This is a genomic window from Nocardia sp. NBC_01388 (assembly GCF_045040085.1).
Classification (GTDB): Bacteria; Actinomycetota; Actinomycetes; order Mycobacteriales; family Mycobacteriaceae; genus Nocardia.
The window spans coordinates 4,439,481-4,460,562 of sequence record NZ_CP109553.1; the positions used below are offsets into that span (position 1 = coordinate 4,439,481).

Genomic DNA, 21,082 nt, shown 5'->3' on the forward strand with positions numbered 1-21,082 from the left:
CGATGAAGTCGATACCCGCAGCACACATATGCCAGCACCGACCGAACGGTCCACGGCGTGGACACCCTCCTAGTTCAGCAGCCCATCACCATCCATTGGGCCTTCAACGCGCCGGAACCGCAATCACTGTCATCGAACCGGGCGCAACCTCGGTGAACCCGGCATCTCGGACCGCGACCGCCGTTCCCCCGGCCACCTGCTGCTGTAGCTCTGCCCAGAGATCGCGATCGGCTTCGGCTACGCCGCATCGGAAACCGCGTTCGGCCCAGGCATACGCCTGTTGCACCGGCATAGCACCGGCCAACAGCATGCTGGCATGCCCGACCTGCGCGGCGGCCTTACCTACAGTCATACCCAATTTCGAATCCACCCATAGCGTCGGAAATCCGGGGGTGATCAATTCCGGTTCCTCGGAAGCTAATTCGGTGCCGCTGATCTGCAGGCGTTTTATCCGCGGATCGATATCTCCGACCGGGCCCGGCACCAGTGCCCGCGCCTGCGCACCCGCGAATTCGACGGTCACCCCGTCGACCTCCTGGGCGGCCAGCCACTGCGCGCCGCGAGCCCGCCGCGCCACCTTGCGAATTCGCGAACGCTTCCAGGTGAGATATCGCTCCTCCCACTCCCCGTCCGGTCCGACCCGCTCGTCCAGGCACAGCGCGACCACGGCGGTCGCCGCCGCGGCGAGCAGCGCATTGCGCTGCGGCGGACCGGCTTTCGGAATGTGCAACACCATCTGCATGGCCTGCACGAGCGCCGGATCCGCCGGGTCTCCCCCGCCCCCGTACCCGCGCGCCAACTCCGCATGCCGCGCCGCGAAGCCGGCATCGATCGTCGATTCAACGCTTGACACCGTCAGCACTCCTCACACCCGACAACTCTCAGCCAGAGTAGCGATGTCGGCGGCTCCGGCATTCCGGCGCGCCTTTGGCTGCGACCGTGTGAAACTCGGCCGAAGCATCCCGGAATGACGGGCTCGCCGACAGCGGGATGACAGCGCCGCACACGACGCGAGACGATGAGGCCGCACACGAGGCGATGACGGGCGCCACTCACTACGAGGCAACGGGCCCGCGCGGCGGGACGACAGGCCGCGCACAGCGAGGTGACCGACGGGTGCGGCGCCTCAGCTGACGGTGAGGTTCAGGGCGAAGGTTTCGGCCGCGGGTACGCCCTGTTCCCAGGAGCGCCGGTATTCGAGGAGCAGGTGGGTGGCGCCCGGGGCGGTGGCGGTGAATTTCCAGGTGGTCTGGCCGCCGACGCCGGCCATGCCGCCGGGGCTCGGGTCCTGCTGGTACTCCGCGCCGCCGTTCTCCTTGACGGTGTTCTGGTCCAATTCGGCCAGCTGCCAGGCGAATCCGGTGGTGGGGTTGGCGGCGAGCCGCACCTCGAGGCCCTGGCCGACCCTCAGCGGGATGTCCTTGCCGTCCGCGTCCTTACCCACGGTGACGGGGGCGGGCGCCGGGTCGGCGGCGGAGCTGGTGGTGGTCGCGGCGACCTCGTTCGGATTGCTGTTGCCGCAGCCTGCCAGCGCCAGACCCAGCATCACTACCGCCAGTGGTGTGCGCACCCGCACGGACAGCCTCCCATCGTCGTGGCCGAAGTATCCGACCACGCTACCGAGGGCAGTGCCGCGGACGGTGCAGGCGCCCGGCCCGCGCGCCGGGCAGCACGCGATAAAGCCTGGCCGCACGCCGCCGAACCAGCCGCAGCAGCACGCGGCGCAACCAGGTCTCGCGCCTGCCGAACCAGCGGGTCAAGCAGCACGCGGCGAATCCCGGCCTGACGCAGCCGAACCAACGGGCAACGGCATGCGGCGAATCCCGGCCTGACGCAGCCGAACCAACGGGCAACGGCATGCGGCGAATCCCGGCCTGACGCAGCCGAACTAGCGGGGCAGCGGGACGCGGCGGATGCCACCGTCGCGGGCGTCGGCGGCTTCGAGTTCGGCACGGGTGACGCCGAGGATGAACAGCACCGCGTCCAGGAACGGGTGCGAGAGTGCGGTATCGGCGACTTCGCGCAGGGCGGGCTTGGCATTGAACGCGATGCCCAGTCCCGCGGCATTGAGCATGTCGATATCGTTCGCGCCGTCGCCGACCGCGACGGTCTGCTCCATGGCGACCCCGGTCTCGGCGGCGAAGCGGCGCAGCGCAACGGCTTTCGCGGCCCGGTCCACGATCTCCCCGACCACGCGGCCGGTGAGTTTGCCGTCGATCACCTCGAGGGTGTTGGCCTGAACGAAATCCAATTCCAGTTCGTGCGCGAGAGGTTCGATGACCTGGCGGAAGCCGCCGGACACCACACCGCACCGGAAACCGATGCGGCGCAGGGTGCGAATGGTGGTGCGGGCGCCCGGGGTCAGCTCGATCTGCTCGGCGACCTCGTCGATGACGGAGGCGTCCAGCCCGGCGAGGGTGGCCACGCGCTGGCGCAGCGATTCCGCGAAGTCGATCTCACCGCGCATGGCGGCCTCGGTGACGGCGCGCACCTCGTCCTCGACACCGGCGTGCGCGGCCAGCATTTCGATGACCTCGCCCTGAATGAGGGTGGAGTCCACGTCGAACACGATGAGCCGCTTGGACCGGCGCGCCAGGCCCGCGCGCTCGACCGCGATATCCACGCTCTCCTTGGCGGCTACCACGGCCAGCATGGTGCGCAGCGAGGTCTCGGTATCCACCTCCGCGTCCGGCACGGTGACCATGAGCTCCAGACCGGTCACCGGATAATCGGCGATACCGCGGATGGAGTCGATATTGACCCGCTGCGCGGCGAGCTTGCGCGACATGACGCTGAAGGCGCGTGCGGTGACCGGACTGCCCAGCACCACGATCGCATGCGTGGACAGCCGTGCGCCCGCGACCGAGTCCGCGCCGATCTCCACATCGACATTCATGCCGACGCTCGCCATGGCGTCCTCGAGCTGATCCTGCAGCGCTTCGGGATCGGTGGGACACGACACCAGTACGCCCAGGGTGAGGCGGCCGCGAATGACGACCTGCTCGACATCCAGCAGGCTGACGGCATTATTGGACAGTGCCGCGAGGAGTACCGACGTCACGCCCGGTTTGTCGGGTCCAGTGACCGTGACCAGAACCGTCGTGTCAGACGTACTCAATCCATGACTCCGTTCCTCGCAACACCAACCACCCGCGCATGGGGGCGGTGCTCATTCTGTCAGGCGAATCGGCCCCGGTTCGCGCCACCCATCGTCACGGGCGTCACAGGAGGACCGCGGCCCCTTCGGATACGGCGGCTCCCATTCCAGCGCGGCCACCGACCCGGCGATCTCCGAATACGCGAACGGCGGCTGTCGTAGGACAGCCGCCGTTCGTATCGCTCAGTTCAGGCTAGTGGGAAGCCTTCTCCAGCTCGGTCACATTGTGGGACTTGGTGCCCCAGCCGACATGGGCCTCGGCGCGCATGCGCTCGACCATGTGCGGGTAGTGCAGCTCGAACGCGGGGCGCTCGGAGCGGATGCGCGGCAGCTCGTAGAAGTTGTGCCGCGGCGGCGGGCAGGACGTCGCCCACTCCAGGGAGTTGCCGTAGCCCCACGGATCGTCCACGGTCACGACCTCGCCGTAGCGGTAGGACTTGAAGACGTTCCAGATGAACGGCAGCATCGACGAACCCAGGATGAAGGCACCGATGGTGGAGATGGTGTTCAGGGTCGTGAAGCCGTCGGTCGGGAGGTAGTCGGCGTAGCGGCGCGGCATACCTTCGTTACCCAGCCAGTGCTGGACGAGGAAGGTGGTGTGGAAGCCGATGAAGGTGGCCCAGAAGTGCCACTTGCCCAGGCGCTCGTCCATCATGCGGCCGGTGATCTTCGGGAACCAGAAGTAGATGCCCGCGAAGGTGGCGAACACGATGGTGCCGAAGAGCACGTAGTGGAAGTGCGCGACCACGAAGTACGTATCGGAGACGTGGAAGTCGATCGGCGGGGCGGCCAGGATGACACCCGACAGACCACCGAAGAGGAACGTCACCAGGAAGCCGATGGACCACAGCATGGGCGTTTCGAAGGTCAGCTGACCGCGCCACATGGTGCCGATCCAGTTGAAGAACTTCACACCGGTCGGAACCGCGATGAGGAACGTCATGAACGAGAAGTACGGCAGCAGCACGGCGCCGGTGGCGTACATGTGGTGCGCCCACACGGCGATGGACAGCGCCGCGATACCCAGCGTCGCGTACACCAGCGTGGTGTAACCGAAGATCGGCTTACGCGAGAACACCGGGAAGATCTCGGACACGATGCCGAAGAACGGCAAGGCGATGATGTACACCTCCGGATGACCGAAGTACCAGAACAAGTGCTGGTAGAGCAGCGCACCGCCGTTCGCCGGGTCATAGATGTGACCACCCAGGTGACGGTCGTACGCCAGGCCGAACAGCGCCGCGGTGAGCAGCGGGAAGGCCAGCAGCACAAGCACACTGGTGACGGCGATGTTCCAGGTGAAGATGGGCATGCGGAACATGGTCATACCGGGGCAGCGCAGGCAGACCACGGTCGTCAGCATGTTCACGCCACCGAGGATGGTGCCCAGACCGGAGACGGCCAGGCCCAGGATCCACAGGTCGGCGCCGACGCCCGGGCTGTGGACGATGTCTGACAGCGGGGTGTACGCGGTCCAGCCGAAGTCGGCCGCGCCGCCGGGGGTCACGAAGCCCGCGGTGGCCATGGTGCCGCCGAACAGGTACAGCCAGTAGCTGAATGCGTTCAGTCGCGGGAATGCCACGTCCGGTGCGCCGATCTGCAGCGGCAGCACGATATTGGCGAAGCCGAACACGATCGCGGTGGCGTAGAAGAGCAGCATGATCGTGCCGTGCATGGTGAACAGCTGGTTGAACTGTTCCGGCGACAGGAACTGCATGCCCGGTCGGGCGAGCTCGGCGCGCATCAGCAGGGCCATGAGGCCACCGATGAGGAAGAAGGACATGGCGGTCACGAGGTACATGACGCCGAGAACCTTCGGGTCCGTCGTGGTGACCATCTTGTAGATAAACGAACCCTTCGGACCCACACGTTGCGGGTATGGCCGAGCCGCTTCCACTTCACGGACTGGCTGTGGCTCTACGGCAGTCACTCTTCCTCCTGAACAGGTGCCTTCTGGTCGTTCGTACGCGGTGCTCCGGCGTCCGGTTCGACGCATGACGAACGACGGGGGGCGTAGCGCTCCAAGGATCGTAAACCGTGCTCTCACACCGGTCGCGGGCAGCTCCTACTCTGTGTCGTAATTGGGTGTCGCGGTCGCCGGATGTACGCTGCCTGCCATGCCGGTGCGCGAGTCCGCTTCCACCCGAAACATGTTCGCCTCCACCCCTACCCCCGCGCGGCGTTTGCGCACCTGGGGCGCGGTTCTGGCCGCGGCGGCGGTGCTACCGGCGGGGTTGCTCGCGGGCTGCAGTAAAGGCTCCGACGACGCCGAGAGCGCGATCGTGAAGACCACCACCAGCATCGCGGGCGCGGGCGTGGTGGGGCTGGAGCGCGATACCCGGACGGCGTGCGCACTGCCGAGCTCCCCCGATGCGACCTCCGGCACCCGGACGGTCACGCATGCGGCGGGCACCTCCGAGGTTCCGGCCGATGCGAAACGCGTGGTGGTGCTCTCCACCGCCGCACTGGACGGCGTGTGCGCGCTGGGTCTGTGGGAGCGAGTGGTCGGCGCCGCAACGATTTCCGGCCCGACGTCGCAGCCCGCCTATCTGGGCACGGGCATCTCCGCCATTCCCGGAGTCGGCGCGGTCGGCAGCCCCGATACCGCGAAAATCGCTGAGCTGAAGCCGGATCTGATTATCGGCGCGGCCTCGGACGGCCCCGAATACGACGCCATGAAGGCCATCGCACCCACCGTGCTGGTCGGCGCCGACAATGGCTGGCAGGCGCAGTTCAGCGCGATCGGCGAGGCGCTCGATCGCAAGACCGCCGCCGCCAAGGCACTCGACGACTACCGCACTGCGGCCCGCGACGCCGGAAACTCGCAGGCCGCCAACCTTTCTCAGGCGTCCATCGTGCGCTTCGGCGTGAAATCCATTCAGGTGCAAGGCGGTAACAGTTTCGCCGGGCAGGTGCTCGGCGATGCCGGTGTGCAGCGCCCGCAGTCGCAGCGCGGTGATTCGTACGATGTCCCGAACCTGAGCGCCGAGGCGGACCGCAACAAGGTCGAGGGCGACATCATCTACGTCATGTTCGACGGCGCCGACGGCCAGAAGTACGGCGAATCGGTAATGCACAGCGACAATTGGAAATCCCTGAGCGTGGTGGGCGACAACCGCGATTTCGTCGTCGAGGACACCATCTGGCACGGCTCCGGCATCACCGCCGCACGGGCCCTGCTCGACGATATGCGCAAGTCCCTCAATGGCTACGTGACGGGCTAGGTCCTTCCGCTGAAGGCGAAAGACCAAGCGCGAAGGGCTGATTCGGGCTCGCCCGGGTGTTCCCATCGTTGGTGATATCGGCCGTCGTGGTCGAGTGATAATTGATCGTGACCACGACACCGAGGGCTGATGGCAGGTAGTTGAAATGTCGGACGAGAACAAGAAGCTTGTGGTCGATCAGCATGAACTGCAGCATCACAGCAACTTGCACGACCAGCGGTCGGCCGAAGTCGGTCAGGCAGCGATCCCGCCGGTCGATCACTTGAACAATCTGGGCGATGAATTGGGGGTTGCCGGCGCGGTCGGCGCGCAAGCCCTGGTGGACTATCACGTCAACTATCGCCAGCAGCAGTTGAACGATATCGCGGCCACACATGGCGCGATTCGAGACACCCTGCGCCACCAGGTGATGCCGAACTTCCTTGAAACGGACGTGGAAGGCGGCGGCCGGATCAATGCTGCGGGGCATACTCGACCGGTGACCCGATGACGCCGACACGGGTGCCGCCCGATGATACGACGGGCAACCTCGGCAGTTCACTTGCCACGGACGACAGCGCCTCGGGCTTCACAAAGCTGATCGGCGGCGCCGCACACTCCAACTACATGGTGTCGCCGAATGGCTTGTATGCCGTTGTAGCCGATTCGGCGGAAACCCCGGGCGTGCCCGACGTCTATAAGATTTTGGGACCGGACGGCACGCAGACGGGCCTCGGCTTACTCACTCCGCCGACGGGTAAGGGTGGGCACATCGATATCGGCAACGATGGAAAACTCACCCTGTACTCCACTGCGGGCACGGGCAAACCCGTTCAGTCCATTGCCTCTACGACATCGAAACCGCAGCCGGGTGAATGCACCATCGTCAATTCGTCGCTGCTGCCTCCGCAGGTAAATGCCGCCATTACCGATGCACAGCGACTGACACAGAGAATTCTCGGGCAGTTCGGGTCCAAGAAGCCGATACCGGTGACCCCATACCCACTGACGGCGACGAACTACGCCAGCCTGGACAGCAACACGGGTGACGCCGCCAGCGCGTACAACACGACTCTGGGCTTGATTACCGCTCAGGAGGCAACATTTCCCTCCAGCGACAAGGATGCGATCGCCGCCTCTGCAAGAATGGCGGGGGCGAACGACCAGTACTACAACGAAATTATGGTCGCGATCAATGATTTGAACAGCCTCTTGCGCCCCCTGATACCGCCGGATCCCAACTCCGGAAAATTCGACGCCACTAACACGGACCCAATTCTGTTGTCTGTTACCACGGCAATGGGCAAGGTGTATCAGAGCTATCAGGGGTACATCACAGAAGTCGCGAAAGCGGCGGCGGACCTGGCGAACAGTTATACCGTCAAGCCCGGCGACAACCTCACCGCTATCGGCGCCGCACACGGTGAGACCTGGGAGCAGCTGTACGCGGCCAACCGCAAACTCATCGGAGCCGACCCCAACGAAATCGACCCGGGGCAGAAGTTGGCCCTGAATCCGCCCCCGGCCCCGGCCGCGCCGCCGGCGAAACCCGCTCCGCCCCCGGTGCGGAGCAACGGAGGGCATGTGGCGCCCTGAGCAGCCGATATACGAAAGCCCGGCCTCCGCGAATCGGAGTGCCGGGCTTCGTTTTTCATGACTTGCGAAGCGAAATCAGCTCCGCGACTAGAATTCCCAGTCTTCGTCTTCGGTGTTCACGGCCTTGCCGATGACGTAGCTGGAGCCCGAGCCGGAAAAGAAGTCGTGATTCTCATCGGCATTGGGTGAGAGCGCCGACAGGATCGCCGGGTTGACGTCGCACTCGTCCTTCGGGAACAGGCCCTCGTAGCCGAGGTTCATCAGCGCCTTGTTGGCGTTGTAGCGCAGGAACTTCTTGACGTCCTCGGTCAGGCCGACCTCGTCGTAGAGATCCTGGGTGTACTCGACCTCGTTCTCGTACAGCTCGAACAGCAGCTCGAAGGTGTAGGACTTGAGCTCGTCGCGCTCGGCCTCGGTCCGAAGCTCGAGGCCCTTCTGGTACTTGTAGCCGATGTAGTAGCCGTGCACGGCCTCATCGCGAATGATCAGGCGGATCATATCGGCGGTATTGGTGAGCTTGGCCCGCGAGGACCAGTGCATCGGCAGATAGAAGCCGGAGTAGAACAGGAAGCTCTCCAGCAGGGTGGAGGCCACCTTGCGCTTGAGCGGATCCTCGCCGTTGTAGTACCCGAGCACGATCTCGGCCTTGCGCTGCAGGTTCCGATTCTCCTCGGACCAGCGGAAGGCTTCGTCGATCTCCTTGGAGGAGCACAGCGTCGAGAAGATCTGGCTGTAGCTCTTGGCGTGCACCGACTCCATGAAGGCGATATTGGTGTAGACCGCTTCTTCGTGCGGGGTCAGCGCATCCGGGATGAGGCTGACCGCGCCGACGGTGCCCTGGATGGTGTCCAGCAGGGTGAGGCCGGTGAAGACCCGCATGGTCAGCTGCTTCTCGCTGGGAGTCAGCGTCGCCCAGGACGGAATGTCGTTGGACACCGGCACCTTTTCCGGCAACCAGAAGTTGCCGGTGAGTCGATCCCAGACCTCCGCATCCTTCTCATCAAGCACGCGGTTCCAGTTGATCGCGGATACCCGATCGATCAGTTTCACGCCTGTTCACTCACCCTTCCCAGCACACCGGCCCGTTCCAGAAGTCCTTCACCTGAACACTACTACTGGTGGCGGAGATCATCCGCCAGCACAAGACCTTGTGTCTTCTTACTGTCCTGCGGGAATGCCGAAAAGGGTGTGGCCGGGCACTCCGGTGACCGCAAAACCGCAGTCGTGCAATCGGTCACAGCAGGTCGCAGTGGTCGTGCCGGCCTGTCCGGAATCGGTTTGCCAACCAGATGCCCGGCGCTGATTTCGGACTCGGCAAGGAGGCGTCCGACTCGTCCTCACGACTTTACCCATCATTTTCCGATCATTTCGCGGCGACCACCTGCGTTCTATGCGTTGGGCACCTGTTCTGGATGCCTTACTGTCTGGCCCTGTGCGTGTTTTGGTGTTGGAGGACGATCAGCAACTCAGTCATGAGGTAACCGCCGGATTGCGATCGGCGGGGTTCGCTGTCGACTTCGCGTACGACATCGCCGACGCCGATTTCAAGATCGCCATCAATCGCTATGACTGCCTGGTCGTCGATCGCGGCCTGCCCGACGGTGACGGCCTGGACCTGGTCGCCGGGGCCCGGACCGCGGGGCACACCATGCCCGCGCTCATGCTGACCGGCCGCGACGGACTCGATGATCGGCTCGCCGGTTTCGAGCAGGGCGCCGATGACTATCTGACCAAACCGTTCGCACTGCCCGAACTGGTGATGCGGGTGCGCGCCCTGTGCCGGCGGCGGGAGCAGCCCACCGCCTCGCGAATCGCGGTGGCGGACATCGATATCGATCTCATGCGCCGGCGAGTGACGCGCGGCGGGATCATGCTGACCCTGACGCCCAAGGAATTCGCCGTGCTCGAACTCATGGCGACCCGCCTCGGCAGCGTGGTGACCCGCACCGATCTCATCGAATGCTGCTGGGACGAAATGGCCGAGCCCGCATCGAATGTGGTGGATGCCGTCGTTGCGAAGTTGCGGCGCAAGCTCGGTGAGCCCTGTGTGATCGAAACCGTGCGCGGGACCGGGTTTCTCATCGGCGGGCCGGCATGAACGGTCAGGGCCCGGAGGCGCCAGCCCGCGTAACCACGCAGGGCCCCCGCTCATGCCGCGTGGTGACAGCATGAGTTCGCATAGATTGCCCGCCGTGGACCGGCTGCGGCGGGCGCGCTGGCTGATGACCGGACTGGTCACCGCGATTACCGCGACGGCGGTGCTGGCGCTCGGATTCGTGGCATCGACCATCGATTCACATTCGCGCGCAATCGAAGCCGACCGGCAGGTGGAGAAGGTGGCGGGCGGACTGGCACGCGCCATTCAGCACGATGACAAGAATGTGCTGGACCTGTCGACGGTGATCGACGACGATCTGGCCAAGGGGCCGACGGCGGTGGTCGTGCTGGTGCGCAAGCAGGGTGAGTCGTGGAAGCAGGAGCACACCTATCTGCGCTCGCTCATGCCCAGCGATACCGAGATCACCACTCTCGCCACGCAAACCGAGGACCATTCCAACGGCGACCTCTATGCCTCCATGCTCAATACCGCCACCGATATCACCGGGCGGAAGGTGCGGGTGGCGGGAACGCCGGTGTACTGGACGGACTGGGACAACTTCGTGGTCATCCTGGCCAGCAGCGAGTCCATGGACAATCCCGGTCAGCATCGAATGCTGTTGTGGGCATTGACAATCGGTGGCAGCCTGCTGGTGCTGCTGTCCACCGCGGCCGCCTATCTGCTCTCCGGGCGCAGTCTCCGCCAGGCGCTGCGCCTGCTCGACGAGCACGAGCAGTTCCTCGGTGATGCCGCACACGAATTGCGCACCCCCCTGACCACTTTGAAGCTGCTCACCGAATCGCGCCCCAAACCCGAAGAGGTGCAACAGACTCTGGCCGAGGCCCGCAAACTGGCCGACCGCATGGCCCGCCTGGTCACCGGCCTGCTCGCGCGCGCCCGAATGCAAACCGGCATAGCCGAACTCGAGCGCACCCTGCTGCGCCTGGACCAGCTGGCCGAGGCGGTCGCCGAGGAAGCGGCCGATGACCGCATCACCGTCACCGCCCACCCCTACCGTCGTGGTGGGCGACCCCCAGCTCCTCGGCCTCGCCATCCGGAACATGCTGGAGAACGGCCTGACCCACGGCGCCGTAAACCGTTCCGCCCCCGTGGAAGTCCATATCGCCGAGGGCCGGGTCAGCGTCCGCGACCACGGCCCCGGCGTCGACCCGGTCATGTCCGCCAGCCCCTTCGACCGCGGGACCGCCGGCCGCTCCGGCCGCAATGGCATCGGCCTCGCCCTCGTCGCCTGGGTGGCCCAGGCCCACGGCGGCAATGCCTCCATCGAACCCGCCGTGGGCGGCGGCACGATCGCCACCCTCTGGCTCCCTCCCGCCGACATCACCGTCGGCGTCCCGGCCGCAGTGCGTATCTGATCCCCCCGGATCGGTGAAGGCGAGCTCTATCACTTCGCGGCGATCCGGACGCTGAAACGCCGTAGCCGGGTATGGCCCCAATGTGTGCACGTCGAATCACCCCAGCTGGATCGGATTCGGCGCAACATGGAGTGCGGTATCGGCGGAACGGAGAGAGTACTGATGTTGGAGTCGCTCACGATGGTTCGGCACGGGGAGAGTGCCGGGAATGCGGCGCTGGCGGAGGCGATAACGGCGGGGGCGGAGGAATCCGGTCCAGGACTACGAGATTCCGACATTCCGCTCTCCGATCTGGGCCGGGCGCAGGCGGGCGCGGTCGGGAAGTGGCTGGCGCGGCAGTGGGACTCGGTGGATGCGGTGCTGTGTTCGCCGTACGTGCGGGCACTCGAAACCGCCGAGATCGCCTTGCGGGCCGGGCGGGCTCCCGCGGTGCGGGTCGATGAGCGGTTGCGGGATCGAGAGCAGGGCCTGCTGGGCGGGCTGACCGAACTGGGCGTGCAGCGCCGGTATCCGGCGGAGGCGGCCGCGCGGGAACTGATGGGCCGCTTCTACTATCGGCCGCCGGGCGGTGAGGCGTGGACCGATGTGGCGCTGCGGCTGCGGACGCTACTGCCCGAGTTGGAGGGGCACGTCCTGGTTTTCGCGCACGATCTGGTGATCGTCATGGTCCGCTATATCCTGGACGACCTGGACGAATCCACCATTCTGAAGATCGAGAGCAATCAGCTCGCCAATGCCTCGATCAGCCGGTGGGAGCGGGACCATTCGGGATTACGCCTGCTCAAGTACAACGACGTCGGACATCTCCAGTAGCGGACCGGGGCCGTTGTGAGAAGTCACGGAAGTCGGGGCTTGCCGCTGCGGTCGATCACAATGCGAAAGCAACCTCACCACGGGCCGCCCGGTATGCGTTATCGTTCCGTGACCGGAGGCACTGCCTCCGGAGGTTGGAGGAGTCGCCGATGTCCGTCGACAATCCGGCCCGCACCGGGCTCATTATCTCGGGTACGCCGATGTCGTCGCCACTGCAGGATGTGCGCGGACTGGCACGGCATATGGTCGGGCACTTCGTCGAAACCGTCGCACCGTGCGGGACACTGCCGGGCGACGCCATTCACGGTGATGTCACCACCATCACCCGCGTGTGCCTGGAACTGGCGGTGGGCATGCTCGATGGGCAGGACCTGCCGGAGAAGACCAAGCGGCTGGAGGAGGCCGCGGCCCAGTGGGCGCGCGAGGGCATACCCATCGACACCATTCACCATGCCATCCACGAGGGCTTCAAGATCGGCTCCGATCTGGTGATCACCGGTGCCATGCCGCGGCATCTGCAGCGCAGCGGGCCCGACGGGGATGCCGAATTCGTCATCGCCGTCGCCGATGTGGACAACATCATGGGCGGCGCGAAAATGGTGATGGAACTGCTGGACCGGATGACCTCCGCGGTCTCGCGGGCCTATGTGCGCGAACTGCGCTCGGTGGTCAGCGAACACCACACCGCCGTGCACACGCTCACCTCGGCACTGCTGGGCGGGCACAGCACCTCCACCATGGTTCGCGAATGCGGTATCGAGATCGCCGACTCGTATCACGTACTGGCCGTATCGATTCCGGAGCATCCGGAGGAGCATTCGCCGACCGTGGAGGGTGCGGTGGTGGCGCGGCGGAAGCTGCGCCGGCTGCAGGCCGAACTCGCCACCAAGTACGCCGGCAAGGTGCTGTCGCTGCTGAGTGTGGACGGCGGCACGATTCTGGTGCCCTCCAACGAACTTCCCGATGAGCAGCTCGACGAATTGATCGAGCGGCTCTCGCGGGCGGCGCGGGTGCCGATTGCCGCGACCATGGTTTCGGCTACGCCGCAACAGATTCCGGACGCCGCCGACCAGGCGCACGAACTGCTCGATATCGTGCACCGGCTGCGCCTGACCCGCGGGCTGTTCCGTTTCGACGAACTGGCGCTCGAGTATCAGCTCACCCGGCCGGGGCCGGGCCGCGATCATCTCGGCTCACTGCTCGATTCGCTCGACGCGCATCCGGAACTGCTGGAGACGCTGCGGACGCACATCAGCAATAACCTCAACCGGCAGCGCACCGCGCGAATTCTGCACGTGCACACCAATACCGTGGACTACCGGCTCAAGCGCATCGGTCAGCTGACCGGATTCGATCCGACCCAGGCGGCCGGACTCTGGTATCTGCGATCCGCGCTGGTCGCGCGCACATATCAGGCGGGCTGAATGTTGTGAGGTTTCCAAGCCGAACTCGGATCGCGTTCAGCAGCAACAGGTTCCAGTTACGGTCGGTTACAGAGAGTTCAGCCGCCGTTCCGGCAGCGGATCTCCACCGCACCATTGACGAGGAGCACCGCTATGACCAGCACTGCTGCGAATAAAACCGTGTTCGACAGCTCCGGAGAAGCCCTCACCCACCGGGTCACCGTCTATCTCGGCGGGCCGGACGACGGCGCCGAACTCGCCATGGAGTACGCGGCCACCTGGCCCGAGGCCTCCGACTTCACCGCGGCGGCCGTGCGCGCGGGACTGATCGTCACCGTGGACGGCCGCATTCGGCCGGGCCTGCGCCGGCTACCTCGGAACGGCCTGCGGCACTGACTCGAACGCCGTTTCCAGGGTCTGCCACGCCGGGCCGATTTGGGCCGCGAAGTCCTCCCAATCGTGAATTCCCGCATCCTCGTAATGCACGGTGGCGGGAATTCCCAAGTCGCTCAGGTGCTGTGCGAATTGTTCGGTACAGGCCCGGGCCCCCGCCTCCAAGGCGACACCGCCGCCCGCCTCCTTCAGCGCCCCCATGACGTCCCGGGCGGCCGCGATATCGGACAGATCACTGGGAGTGGGCATACCGGATCCGGCCGAGAGGTAGATCACCGTGCCGCGCAGGGCTTCCGCACCCACGGTGCTGTCGTGCTCACGCCATTCCGGCGTACCGGGCGGCCCCCACATATTGGTCACATTGCCGCCGCGCGAGGCCACGGTGATGGTGGTGACCGCCGCACCGATGACATCCATGGTGGAGTAGCAGCCGCTCAAACCCGCTACGGCCCGGTAGAAGCCGGGATGCCGGTGCGCGAGCATCATCGCGCCCTGCGCGCCCATCGACACGCCCGCGACGGCGCGCTGACCGTTCGAGTGCAGGTAGGGCTCGATGACGCCCGGCAGCTCCGCGGTCAGGAAGGTCTCCCAGCGGTTCCAGCCCAGGGCGGGATCCGGGCTGTCCCAATCGCTGTACATGCTGCCGGTGCCGCCGGTCGGCAGCACCACGTCGACGGGCTTGTCGGCGAAGAAGTCCGCCACGCTGCCCTTGGTCAGCCAGTCCGAAACCTTGCTGGCGTCAACGCCGTCCAGGAGATAGAGGGTCGGGCGGGGTCCGGCGCCCGCGCCGCGCAGGACATCCACGGTAACGGTGCGGCCCATGGCCGCGGAGGGGACATCCACCTGCTCCCAGTGCGGTCCGATCGCGTCCACGGGAAATGCCACCGACTGCAGGACGATTCGCGTAGGCACCACACCGCTGCCCAGCGTGGCGCCCGGCAGGCCCGCCACCAGGGCCAGCGCGACCGCGGTCCCGGCCAGCGCCGCCCGCCGCGTCACGCCGCCGCCCGGGTGGGTCGGTGGCTGATATCGATCGGTTCGTACGGCACGGTGGCTCCTGATGCTGGTCCCGGCGTGAGGGGACCGAATGTAGGCCCGATCACGCTGCTGCACATTCGGTTCCGGATAAGACTTGGGGTACCCACGGTTTTCGACCTCACGCGCTGTTGCCGGTCACAAACTTCAGGAATGCCCGGAAACCCATTGCGACATGCGGAAACCCACCGAGCAGATGCGAGGGCGTCCACTCGGCGGGCACTCCTCCGGCTGGGAATGCGGCAGTGCCGCACCGGAGGTGTCGAATTCGCAGCAGTCCTTCGTTGCGGGGGCAGGGAAGGACCCGGCCTCACCTCCGAAGCTCTTGTCCCGATTCGGTTTCCAGCCACGGTATCGACCGCGCAGCACCTGATGTTCGATGCCGTGACCAGGTCGAGCGTAGCGACGGCACGCCACCTCCGAAACCATGCGCGACACCTCTTGGACACTTCACAAATGCGGTCCACCAGGGCCGGGACCGGCCACAGCACTGTACGAACCGGCCGGTCCGCACCCCTACCCCACTGAGCCGAACCACTCCAGGGTCTGCCCGTGCGGCGCGGCATAGGCCACCGGATCGCCGTCGAGCGCGGTGATCATCCGAATACCGGTGGGAGCGGGCGGCAGTGCGGCCGACTCGAAGTCGAGAACTGCAGGGCCTTCATTGGTGATCCAGCGGCACGAGGATGAGACCCGGAGTGAAAGAGTTCTGAAAAAGTTCAGAAGTGTCGCTACGATGAGGGGGCTGGGCAGGCATCGAGGTCACACCCACAATCCGAAGGGGTCGTCGTGGTTACCGAGGTTCAGTGGAGCGAGCTACAGCGTGATCCCAAGCAGGTCGCACAACTAGCCGATCAGGGGACGGTGCGGGTTCGCCGCCGCGACGGGGCACCCCTGCTGCTGATCCGCGAGGACCGTGCGGAGGCTACCTCCGAGGGATCTATTACCGCCGCGCGCGCACTCAGGAACGTCCTCTCCCATCTGCCGCACGACATTGCGGCCGCCGCATTGCTGGATGAGTTTCCGTGGGTTGATGTCATGCCGGCGGACGCCCAGGCAGAATTCGTGAAGGACTTCGCGAGGGCATTCCAAGCGTCGGCGGAACTCGGCGAGTGGTCCATTCTCACCCAGACCGTCATCGAATGGCGCAGCACTGCAGCCATTTTCGCCGACCCCGTGCTCGCAGCCAGCCTGACCGGCCCGATAGAGGGAGACTTCGGGCCGGTACCCGAACCTGTGGGAGAGGCGGCGGATGACAGCCAAGAGGGGTGATCGCGTTGCGCCACCGGGCCGACCAGGCGCATGGGAAGCACGCTTTGCGACATCAGATGCCGCACAGGGCTGGGAAGACCTGTGCCGGAGCGCCCGATCGAACACTTGGGAGGCATGGATTGTGCTCACCGAGCAGCCGACGACTCCAGCCAACCCGCACCGGCAGCACAAGCTCCACAATGTATTCGGCTCCCGCGCGATAGGCGGAAACACATTCGAACAATGGCAGTACGAGGTTACAGCGAGTGGCCGGATCTGGTACTGCCCCGATCCCGACAAGCGCATAGTCTGGATTACGAAAGCAGGTTGCGGCCATCCCAAGCAGACCGAGTAGAGCTGATACCAATAGCTGTCGATAAGCGAAGGGCGCCACCAGTTTTCACTGGTGGCGCCCTTGATGTTGCTGGGGTTACAGCATGCAGCTCACGCAGCCCTCGACTTCGGTTCCCTCCAAAGCCATTTGGCGGATGCGGATGTAGTAGAGGGTCTTGATGCCCTTGCGCCAGGCGTAGATCTGGGCGCGGTTGACGTCGCGGGTGGTGGCGCTGTCCTTGAAGAACAGTGTCAGCGACAGGCCCTGGTCCACGTGCTGGGTGGCGGCGGCGTAGGTGTCGATGACCTTCTCGAAGCCGATTTCGTAGGCGTCCTGGAAGTATTCGAGGTTCTCGTTGGTCAGGTAGGGGGCCGGGTAGTAGACGCGGCCGATCTTGCCTTCCTTGCGGATCTCGATCTTCGAGGCGACCGGGTGGATCGAGCTGGTCGAGTGGTTGATGTAGGAGATGGAACCGGTCGGCGGGACGGCCTGCAGGTTCTGGTTGTAGATGCCGTACTCCATGACCGACGCCTTGAGCTCGCGCCAATCGTCCTGGGTGGGGACGTGCACGCCGGCGTCGGCGAAGATCTCGCGGACGCGGTCGGTGGCAGGCTCCCACGCCTTGTCGGTGTACTTGTCGAAGTACTCACCGGTGGCGTACTTGGACTCCGGGAACCCGCCGAAGTACTGCCCGCGCTCCTTGGCGATCAGGTTCGACGCCCGGACCGCGTGGTACGCAACGGTATAGAAGTAGATGTTGGTGAAATCGACGCCCTCTTCGGACCCGTAGTGCACGTGCTCCCGCGCCAGGTACCCGTGCAGGTTCATCTGCCCGAGGCCGATGGCATGCGATTCGTTGTTGCCCTGTTCGATCGAGGGCACCGAGAAGATGTGCGTCTGATCCGAAACAGCGGTCAGCGCGCGAATCGCGGTCTCGATCGATTTGGCCAGGTCCGGCGAATCCATGGTCTTCGCGATGTTCAGCGAACCCAGATTGCACGAAATGTCCTTGCCCACCTTGGAGTAGGTCAGGTCGTCGTTGTACAGCGACGGCGTCGAGACCTGCAGGATCTCCGAGCACAGGTTCGAGTGGGTGATCTTGCCCTTGATGGGGTTCGCCCGGTTCACGGTGTCCTCGTACATGATGTACGGGTAACCCGACTCGAACTGCAGCTCCGCGATGGTCTGGAAGAACTCGCGCGCCTTGATCTTCGACTTGCGAATCCGCTTGTCGTCGACCATCTCGTAGTACTTCTCGGTGATATTGATATCGGCGAACGGCACGCCGTAGATGCGCTCCACGTCGTACGGCGAGAACAGGTACATGTCCTCGTTCTTCTTCGCCAGCTCGAACGTGATGTCCGGAATGACCACACCCAGCGAGAGCGTCTTGATGCGGATCTTCTCGTCCGCGTTCTCGCGCTTGGTGTCCAGGAAGCGGTAGATGTCCGGGTGGTGGGCCTGCAGGTAGACCGCGCCCGCACCCTGACGCGCACCGAGCTGGTTGGCGTAGGAGAAGGAATCCTCGAGCAGCTTCATGATCGGGATGACACCCGAGGACTGGTTCTCGATCTTCTTGATCGGCGCGCCGGTCTCACGAATATTGCTCAGCAGCAGGGCAACACCGCCGCCGCGCTTGGACAGCTGCAGCGCGGAGTTGATGGAGCGCCCGATGGACTCCATATTGTCCTCGATGCGCAGCAGGAAGCAGGACACCGGTTCACCGCGCTGCTTCTTGCCCGAATTGAGGAAGGTCGGGGTGGCCGGCTGGAAACGGCCGGACATGATCTCCTCGACCAGTTCGGCGGCGAGCACCTCGTCACCGGCGGCCAGCGTCAGCGCCACCATGCACACGCGATCTTCGAAACGCTCCAGATAGCGCTTACCGTCGAAGGTCTTCAGCGTGTACGAGGTGTAGTACTTGAACGCGCCCAGGAAGGTCGGGAAGCGGAACTTCTTGGCGTACGCCTGCTGGAACAGTCGCTTGATGTAGTCGCGGCTGTACTGGTCCAAAACCTCTGTCTCGTAATAGTTCTCCTTGACGAGGTAGTCGAGCTTCTCGTCCAGGTTGTGGAAGAAGACAGTGTTCTGATTGACGTGCTGCAGGAAGTACTGGTTCGCGGCCTCGCGATCCTTCTCGAACTGGATCTCGCCGTTCGGGCCGTACAGGTTCAGCATCGCGTTGAGCGCGTGGTAGTCCATGCCCGCGGTGGGCTCGCCACTCACGGTGCGTTCTACGCGGGCAGTCTTTCCGACCGGTGCGGTTGTCGTTGCCAAAACAATCCCAATCCCTCTCGGACGCGCTCGACGTCCTCAGCAGTTCCCATGAGTTCGAAGCGGTACAGGTACTCCACTGCGCATTTACGCGAAATCACTTCGCCCGCAAAGCAGTACGTATCGCCGAAGTTCGTATTGCCGGCTGCGATGACGCCGCGCAGGAGCGCGCGGTTGTGCGGATCGTTGAGAAACTTGGCCACCTGACGGGGGACGAATTCCTTATCGGATCGCGCACCACCCAGTACGTGCCGACCGCCGCCATACGTCGGAACGATCAGCACATAGGGTTCGTCGACACGCAGAGAGTCGGCGGTATGTAGCGGTATGCGGACGGCGGGGACTCCCAGCCGTTCCACGAAGCGGTGCGTGTTCTCCGATGCGCTGGAGAAGTAGACCAGATTCGCTGTCTGCGTGGACAACTCGGCCATGTCCCCCTCCTCTCGTCCGAAGGAACCCGCGGAGGCCGCCGACCCCGATCGGCGGTCCCGGGCCCGCTAGGCGACGGCGACAGCGTCGGCGAGCGCCTTGATGCGATCCGGGCGGAAGCCCGACCAGTGATTGTCACCGGCGACGACGACGGGGGCCTGCAGGTAGCCCAGGGCCATCACGTAATCGCGCGCCTCGGGGTTCTCGGAAATATCGATGATGTCGTAGGGGACACCGGCCTTGTCGAGCGCGCGGTAGGTGGCGTTGCACTGGACACAAGCGGGCTTGGTGTAAACGGTGATGGTCATTGGTATCCCCTTCTCCTTGCCTTAGATCCGATGCTGTGCACGGCTGAAACAAGAACCATGTTGTAAGTGCGCAAACCCCTGGAAGCGGAACCGAAATCCCAGGTCGTGCAGCTCCCCTCCAGGGTCCCGCCGCATGCCCTTCCAGCTCCCAAGACACTACACCTAGTGGCCGACAGAATCTTCCGACACGACATGTTGCGACTCACAAAGGTGAAATTCATATGAACGAAGTGCCAGGACGCTCGATTCGCAAGCTGACACAACTGAGGCGCAGATCACATTTTCAGCCTTCAGCACATTCCCAGCAAACACGCCATTCACCCTGATCAACAGCCTTCACGCGAGCCACACGCGACTCGAGCGCCGGTGGCTCCGGGAGTGACCACAGCACCGATCCCGCGCCCGAAAAATCCGGAAGATCGCGTCCGCCCCGGCGTGTCGCACCCCGAACCGAACCGCACAGCCCGTGTCTGTACCGAACAGCCCGCATGAACCCTGTCCGGTACAGATATGCGCTGTGCGGCAGTGCTGAACACGGCGGCGTCAGCCGATCGCGAAGCGCGAACCATCGACCGGACCGGGAGCGAGCAGCCGGTTGGTGGCGGCAATGCCGTAGGTCTGCGCGTCGTAGGCCGACAGCGGTTTGCCGTCGATCTCGACATCGGCGAAGGTGATCGGCGCGAAACCCGGCAGGGCCGCGTCGAGGTGACCCTCCACCACGATCTCGGCCGTGCGCGCGGGCGTGTCCGAGGGCTGCACCGTACTGCGCACCCAATTCTTGGTGCGGTTCTCCAGCGTCATGGTGTAGTTGTGCCCGTCCCAGCCGACCGTGGAGTGCATGACATCGCCGGGTTGTGTCGTGACATCGTCATAACTGACCGGCGGTGCGGGGTACCCCTCCCACCAGGCGTCCACATCCCTTTCGGGAGTACACAATCCGCCGAGCAGCGGGAGGGCGCAGACGCCGTCCATCACACCGCTGAGCGCGTTCGACACCTGATCGCCGGCCCGCATCACCAGACCCGACAGGTGCGGGTCGGCGTAGGACAGACTCGCCGCCGCGTCCTCCAATTGCAGACCGGGCAGCGCCGCATAGAAGGCCGCGTCACTGGCACAGAGCGATTCGACGCCGGTCTGCATGAGCGGCAGCGCCACATGCCCGTCGAGTCCGGTCGCGCCGTTCAGGCCCACCCACGGCACCACACGCTGCAGCGTGCCCGGATTGCGACAGTCGATCTCCGGCTGCGTCCAGGTCGCGCTGACCTCTCGGAAATCGCCCTTCACCACGTATCCGGCCCAATTGCCCAGATAGAGGCGCACATTCGATTGCGCACCGGCATCGGCCGCGGTGACCGCCACCGTGACGGCCGAGACAGCGAGCGCGGCAGCCAAGCAACACCGACTCCAGGCAG

General features: G+C 64.9%; 19 protein-coding genes and 1 pseudogene. 10 read left to right on the forward strand and 10 right to left on the reverse strand.

Going from position 1 to position 21,082, the window contains the following annotated elements; all coding sequences use genetic code 11:
• Window positions 1-103: 103 nt before the first annotated feature.
• The 4 genes from OG716_RS21900 to ctaD all read right to left on the reverse strand — a co-directional run bounded on the left by OG716_RS21900 (window position 104) and on the right by ctaD (window position 5,087).
• Window positions 104-859, reverse strand: a complete 756-nt coding sequence (locus tag OG716_RS21900; RefSeq protein WP_405139823.1) for a peptidyl-tRNA hydrolase — start codon at window positions 857-859, stop codon at window positions 104-106.
• Between the two features lie 267 nt (window positions 860-1,126).
• Window positions 1,127-1,615, reverse strand: coding sequence for a protease inhibitor I42 family protein (locus OG716_RS21905; RefSeq protein WP_405132660.1), 489 nt, complete (start codon window positions 1,613-1,615; stop codon window positions 1,127-1,129).
• A 273-nt stretch (window positions 1,616-1,888) separates the two neighbouring features.
• Window positions 1,889-3,118, reverse strand: coding sequence for a phosphoserine phosphatase SerB (gene serB / locus OG716_RS21910; protein WP_405132661.1), 1,230 nt, complete (start codon window positions 3,116-3,118; stop codon window positions 1,889-1,891).
• A 232-nt stretch (window positions 3,119-3,350) separates the two neighbouring features.
• Window positions 3,351-5,087, reverse strand: a complete 1,737-nt coding sequence (gene ctaD / locus OG716_RS21915) for a cytochrome c oxidase subunit I (protein WP_327144596.1) — start codon at window positions 5,085-5,087, stop codon at window positions 3,351-3,353.
• 187 nt (window positions 5,088-5,274) lie between these two features.
• On the opposite strand from ctaD, the gene OG716_RS21920 reads away from it, so the two are divergent.
• The 3 genes from OG716_RS21920 (at window position 5,275) to OG716_RS21930 (ending at window position 7,956) form a co-directional block, all read left to right on the forward strand.
• Window positions 5,275-6,381, forward strand: a complete 1,107-nt coding sequence (locus OG716_RS21920; protein WP_405132662.1) for an ABC transporter substrate-binding protein — start codon at window positions 5,275-5,277, stop codon at window positions 6,379-6,381.
• A gap of 145 nt (window positions 6,382-6,526) precedes the next feature.
• On the forward strand, window positions 6,527-6,871 hold the full coding sequence (locus tag OG716_RS21925; RefSeq protein ID WP_405132663.1) for a hypothetical protein: 345 nt from the start codon (window positions 6,527-6,529) through the stop codon (window positions 6,869-6,871).
• Window positions 6,868-7,956, forward strand: coding sequence for a LysM peptidoglycan-binding domain-containing protein (locus OG716_RS21930; RefSeq protein WP_405132664.1), 1,089 nt, complete (start codon window positions 6,868-6,870; stop codon window positions 7,954-7,956). The genes OG716_RS21925 and OG716_RS21930 overlap by 4 nt, the downstream gene beginning before the upstream one ends.
• An 87-nt stretch (window positions 7,957-8,043) precedes the next feature.
• Here OG716_RS21930 and nrdF read toward each other — a convergent pair whose 3' ends face one another.
• Window positions 8,044-9,006 (reverse strand): class 1b ribonucleoside-diphosphate reductase subunit beta, encoded by a 963-nt coding sequence (gene nrdF / locus OG716_RS21935; protein ID WP_355123517.1) that lies wholly within the window; start codon window positions 9,004-9,006, stop codon window positions 8,044-8,046.
• Window positions 9,007-9,388: 382 nt separating this feature from the next.
• Between nrdF and OG716_RS21940 the strand changes: the two genes are divergently transcribed.
• The 6 genes and pseudogenes from OG716_RS21940 (at window position 9,389) to OG716_RS21965 (ending at window position 14,042) form a co-directional block, all read left to right on the forward strand.
• A complete protein-coding gene (locus tag OG716_RS21940; RefSeq protein ID WP_405132665.1) occupies window positions 9,389-10,054 on the forward strand; it encodes a response regulator transcription factor in 666 nt (221 codons plus the stop codon).
• 613 nt (window positions 10,055-10,667) lie between these two features.
• Window positions 10,668-10,955, forward strand: a pseudogene (locus OG716_RS21945) (histidine kinase dimerization/phospho-acceptor domain-containing protein); the annotation flags it as partial.
• Window positions 10,956-11,115: 160 nt separating this feature from the next.
• Entirely contained in the window at window positions 11,116-11,430 is a 315-nt protein-coding gene (locus OG716_RS21950; protein WP_405139825.1) for a sensor histidine kinase, read from the forward strand.
• A gap of 162 nt (window positions 11,431-11,592) precedes the next feature.
• A complete protein-coding gene (locus tag OG716_RS21955) occupies window positions 11,593-12,243 on the forward strand; it encodes a histidine phosphatase family protein (RefSeq protein WP_405132666.1) in 651 nt (216 codons plus the stop codon).
• Window positions 12,244-12,392: 149 nt separating this feature from the next.
• A complete protein-coding gene (locus OG716_RS21960; RefSeq protein WP_405132667.1) occupies window positions 12,393-13,667 on the forward strand; it encodes a PucR family transcriptional regulator in 1,275 nt (424 codons plus the stop codon).
• Between the two features lie 132 nt (window positions 13,668-13,799).
• Window positions 13,800-14,042: a hypothetical protein gene (locus tag OG716_RS21965; RefSeq protein ID WP_327144589.1), complete on the forward strand. Its 243-nt coding sequence runs from the start codon at window positions 13,800-13,802 to the stop codon at window positions 14,040-14,042.
• Here OG716_RS21965 and OG716_RS21970 read toward each other — a convergent pair.
• Entirely contained in the window at window positions 14,016-15,038 is a 1,023-nt protein-coding gene (locus OG716_RS21970) for an alpha/beta hydrolase (RefSeq protein WP_405132668.1), read from the reverse strand. The genes OG716_RS21965 and OG716_RS21970 overlap by 27 nt on opposite strands.
• 825 nt (window positions 15,039-15,863) lie before the next feature.
• Here OG716_RS21970 and OG716_RS21975 point away from each other — a divergent pair.
• Window positions 15,864-16,346 (forward strand): hypothetical protein, encoded by a 483-nt coding sequence (locus OG716_RS21975; RefSeq protein WP_405132669.1) that lies wholly within the window; start codon window positions 15,864-15,866, stop codon window positions 16,344-16,346.
• 409 nt (window positions 16,347-16,755) lie between these two features.
• Here OG716_RS21975 and nrdE read toward each other — a convergent pair whose 3' ends face one another.
• From nrdE to OG716_RS21995, 4 genes are all read right to left on the reverse strand, one after another.
• Window positions 16,756-18,861, reverse strand: coding sequence for a class 1b ribonucleoside-diphosphate reductase subunit alpha (gene nrdE, locus OG716_RS21980; protein WP_405139827.1), 2,106 nt, complete (start codon window positions 18,859-18,861; stop codon window positions 16,756-16,758).
• 32 nt (window positions 18,862-18,893) lie between these two features.
• Window positions 18,894-19,364, reverse strand: coding sequence for a class Ib ribonucleoside-diphosphate reductase assembly flavoprotein NrdI (gene nrdI / locus OG716_RS21985; RefSeq protein ID WP_327144586.1), 471 nt, complete (start codon window positions 19,362-19,364; stop codon window positions 18,894-18,896).
• A 66-nt stretch (window positions 19,365-19,430) separates the two neighbouring features.
• Window positions 19,431-19,670, reverse strand: a complete 240-nt coding sequence (locus OG716_RS21990; RefSeq protein ID WP_297627556.1) for a redoxin NrdH — start codon at window positions 19,668-19,670, stop codon at window positions 19,431-19,433.
• Between the two features lie 543 nt (window positions 19,671-20,213).
• Window positions 20,214-21,062, reverse strand: coding sequence for a G1 family glutamic endopeptidase (locus tag OG716_RS21995; protein WP_405132670.1), 849 nt, complete (start codon window positions 21,060-21,062; stop codon window positions 20,214-20,216).
• Window positions 21,063-21,082 lie beyond the last annotated feature (20 nt).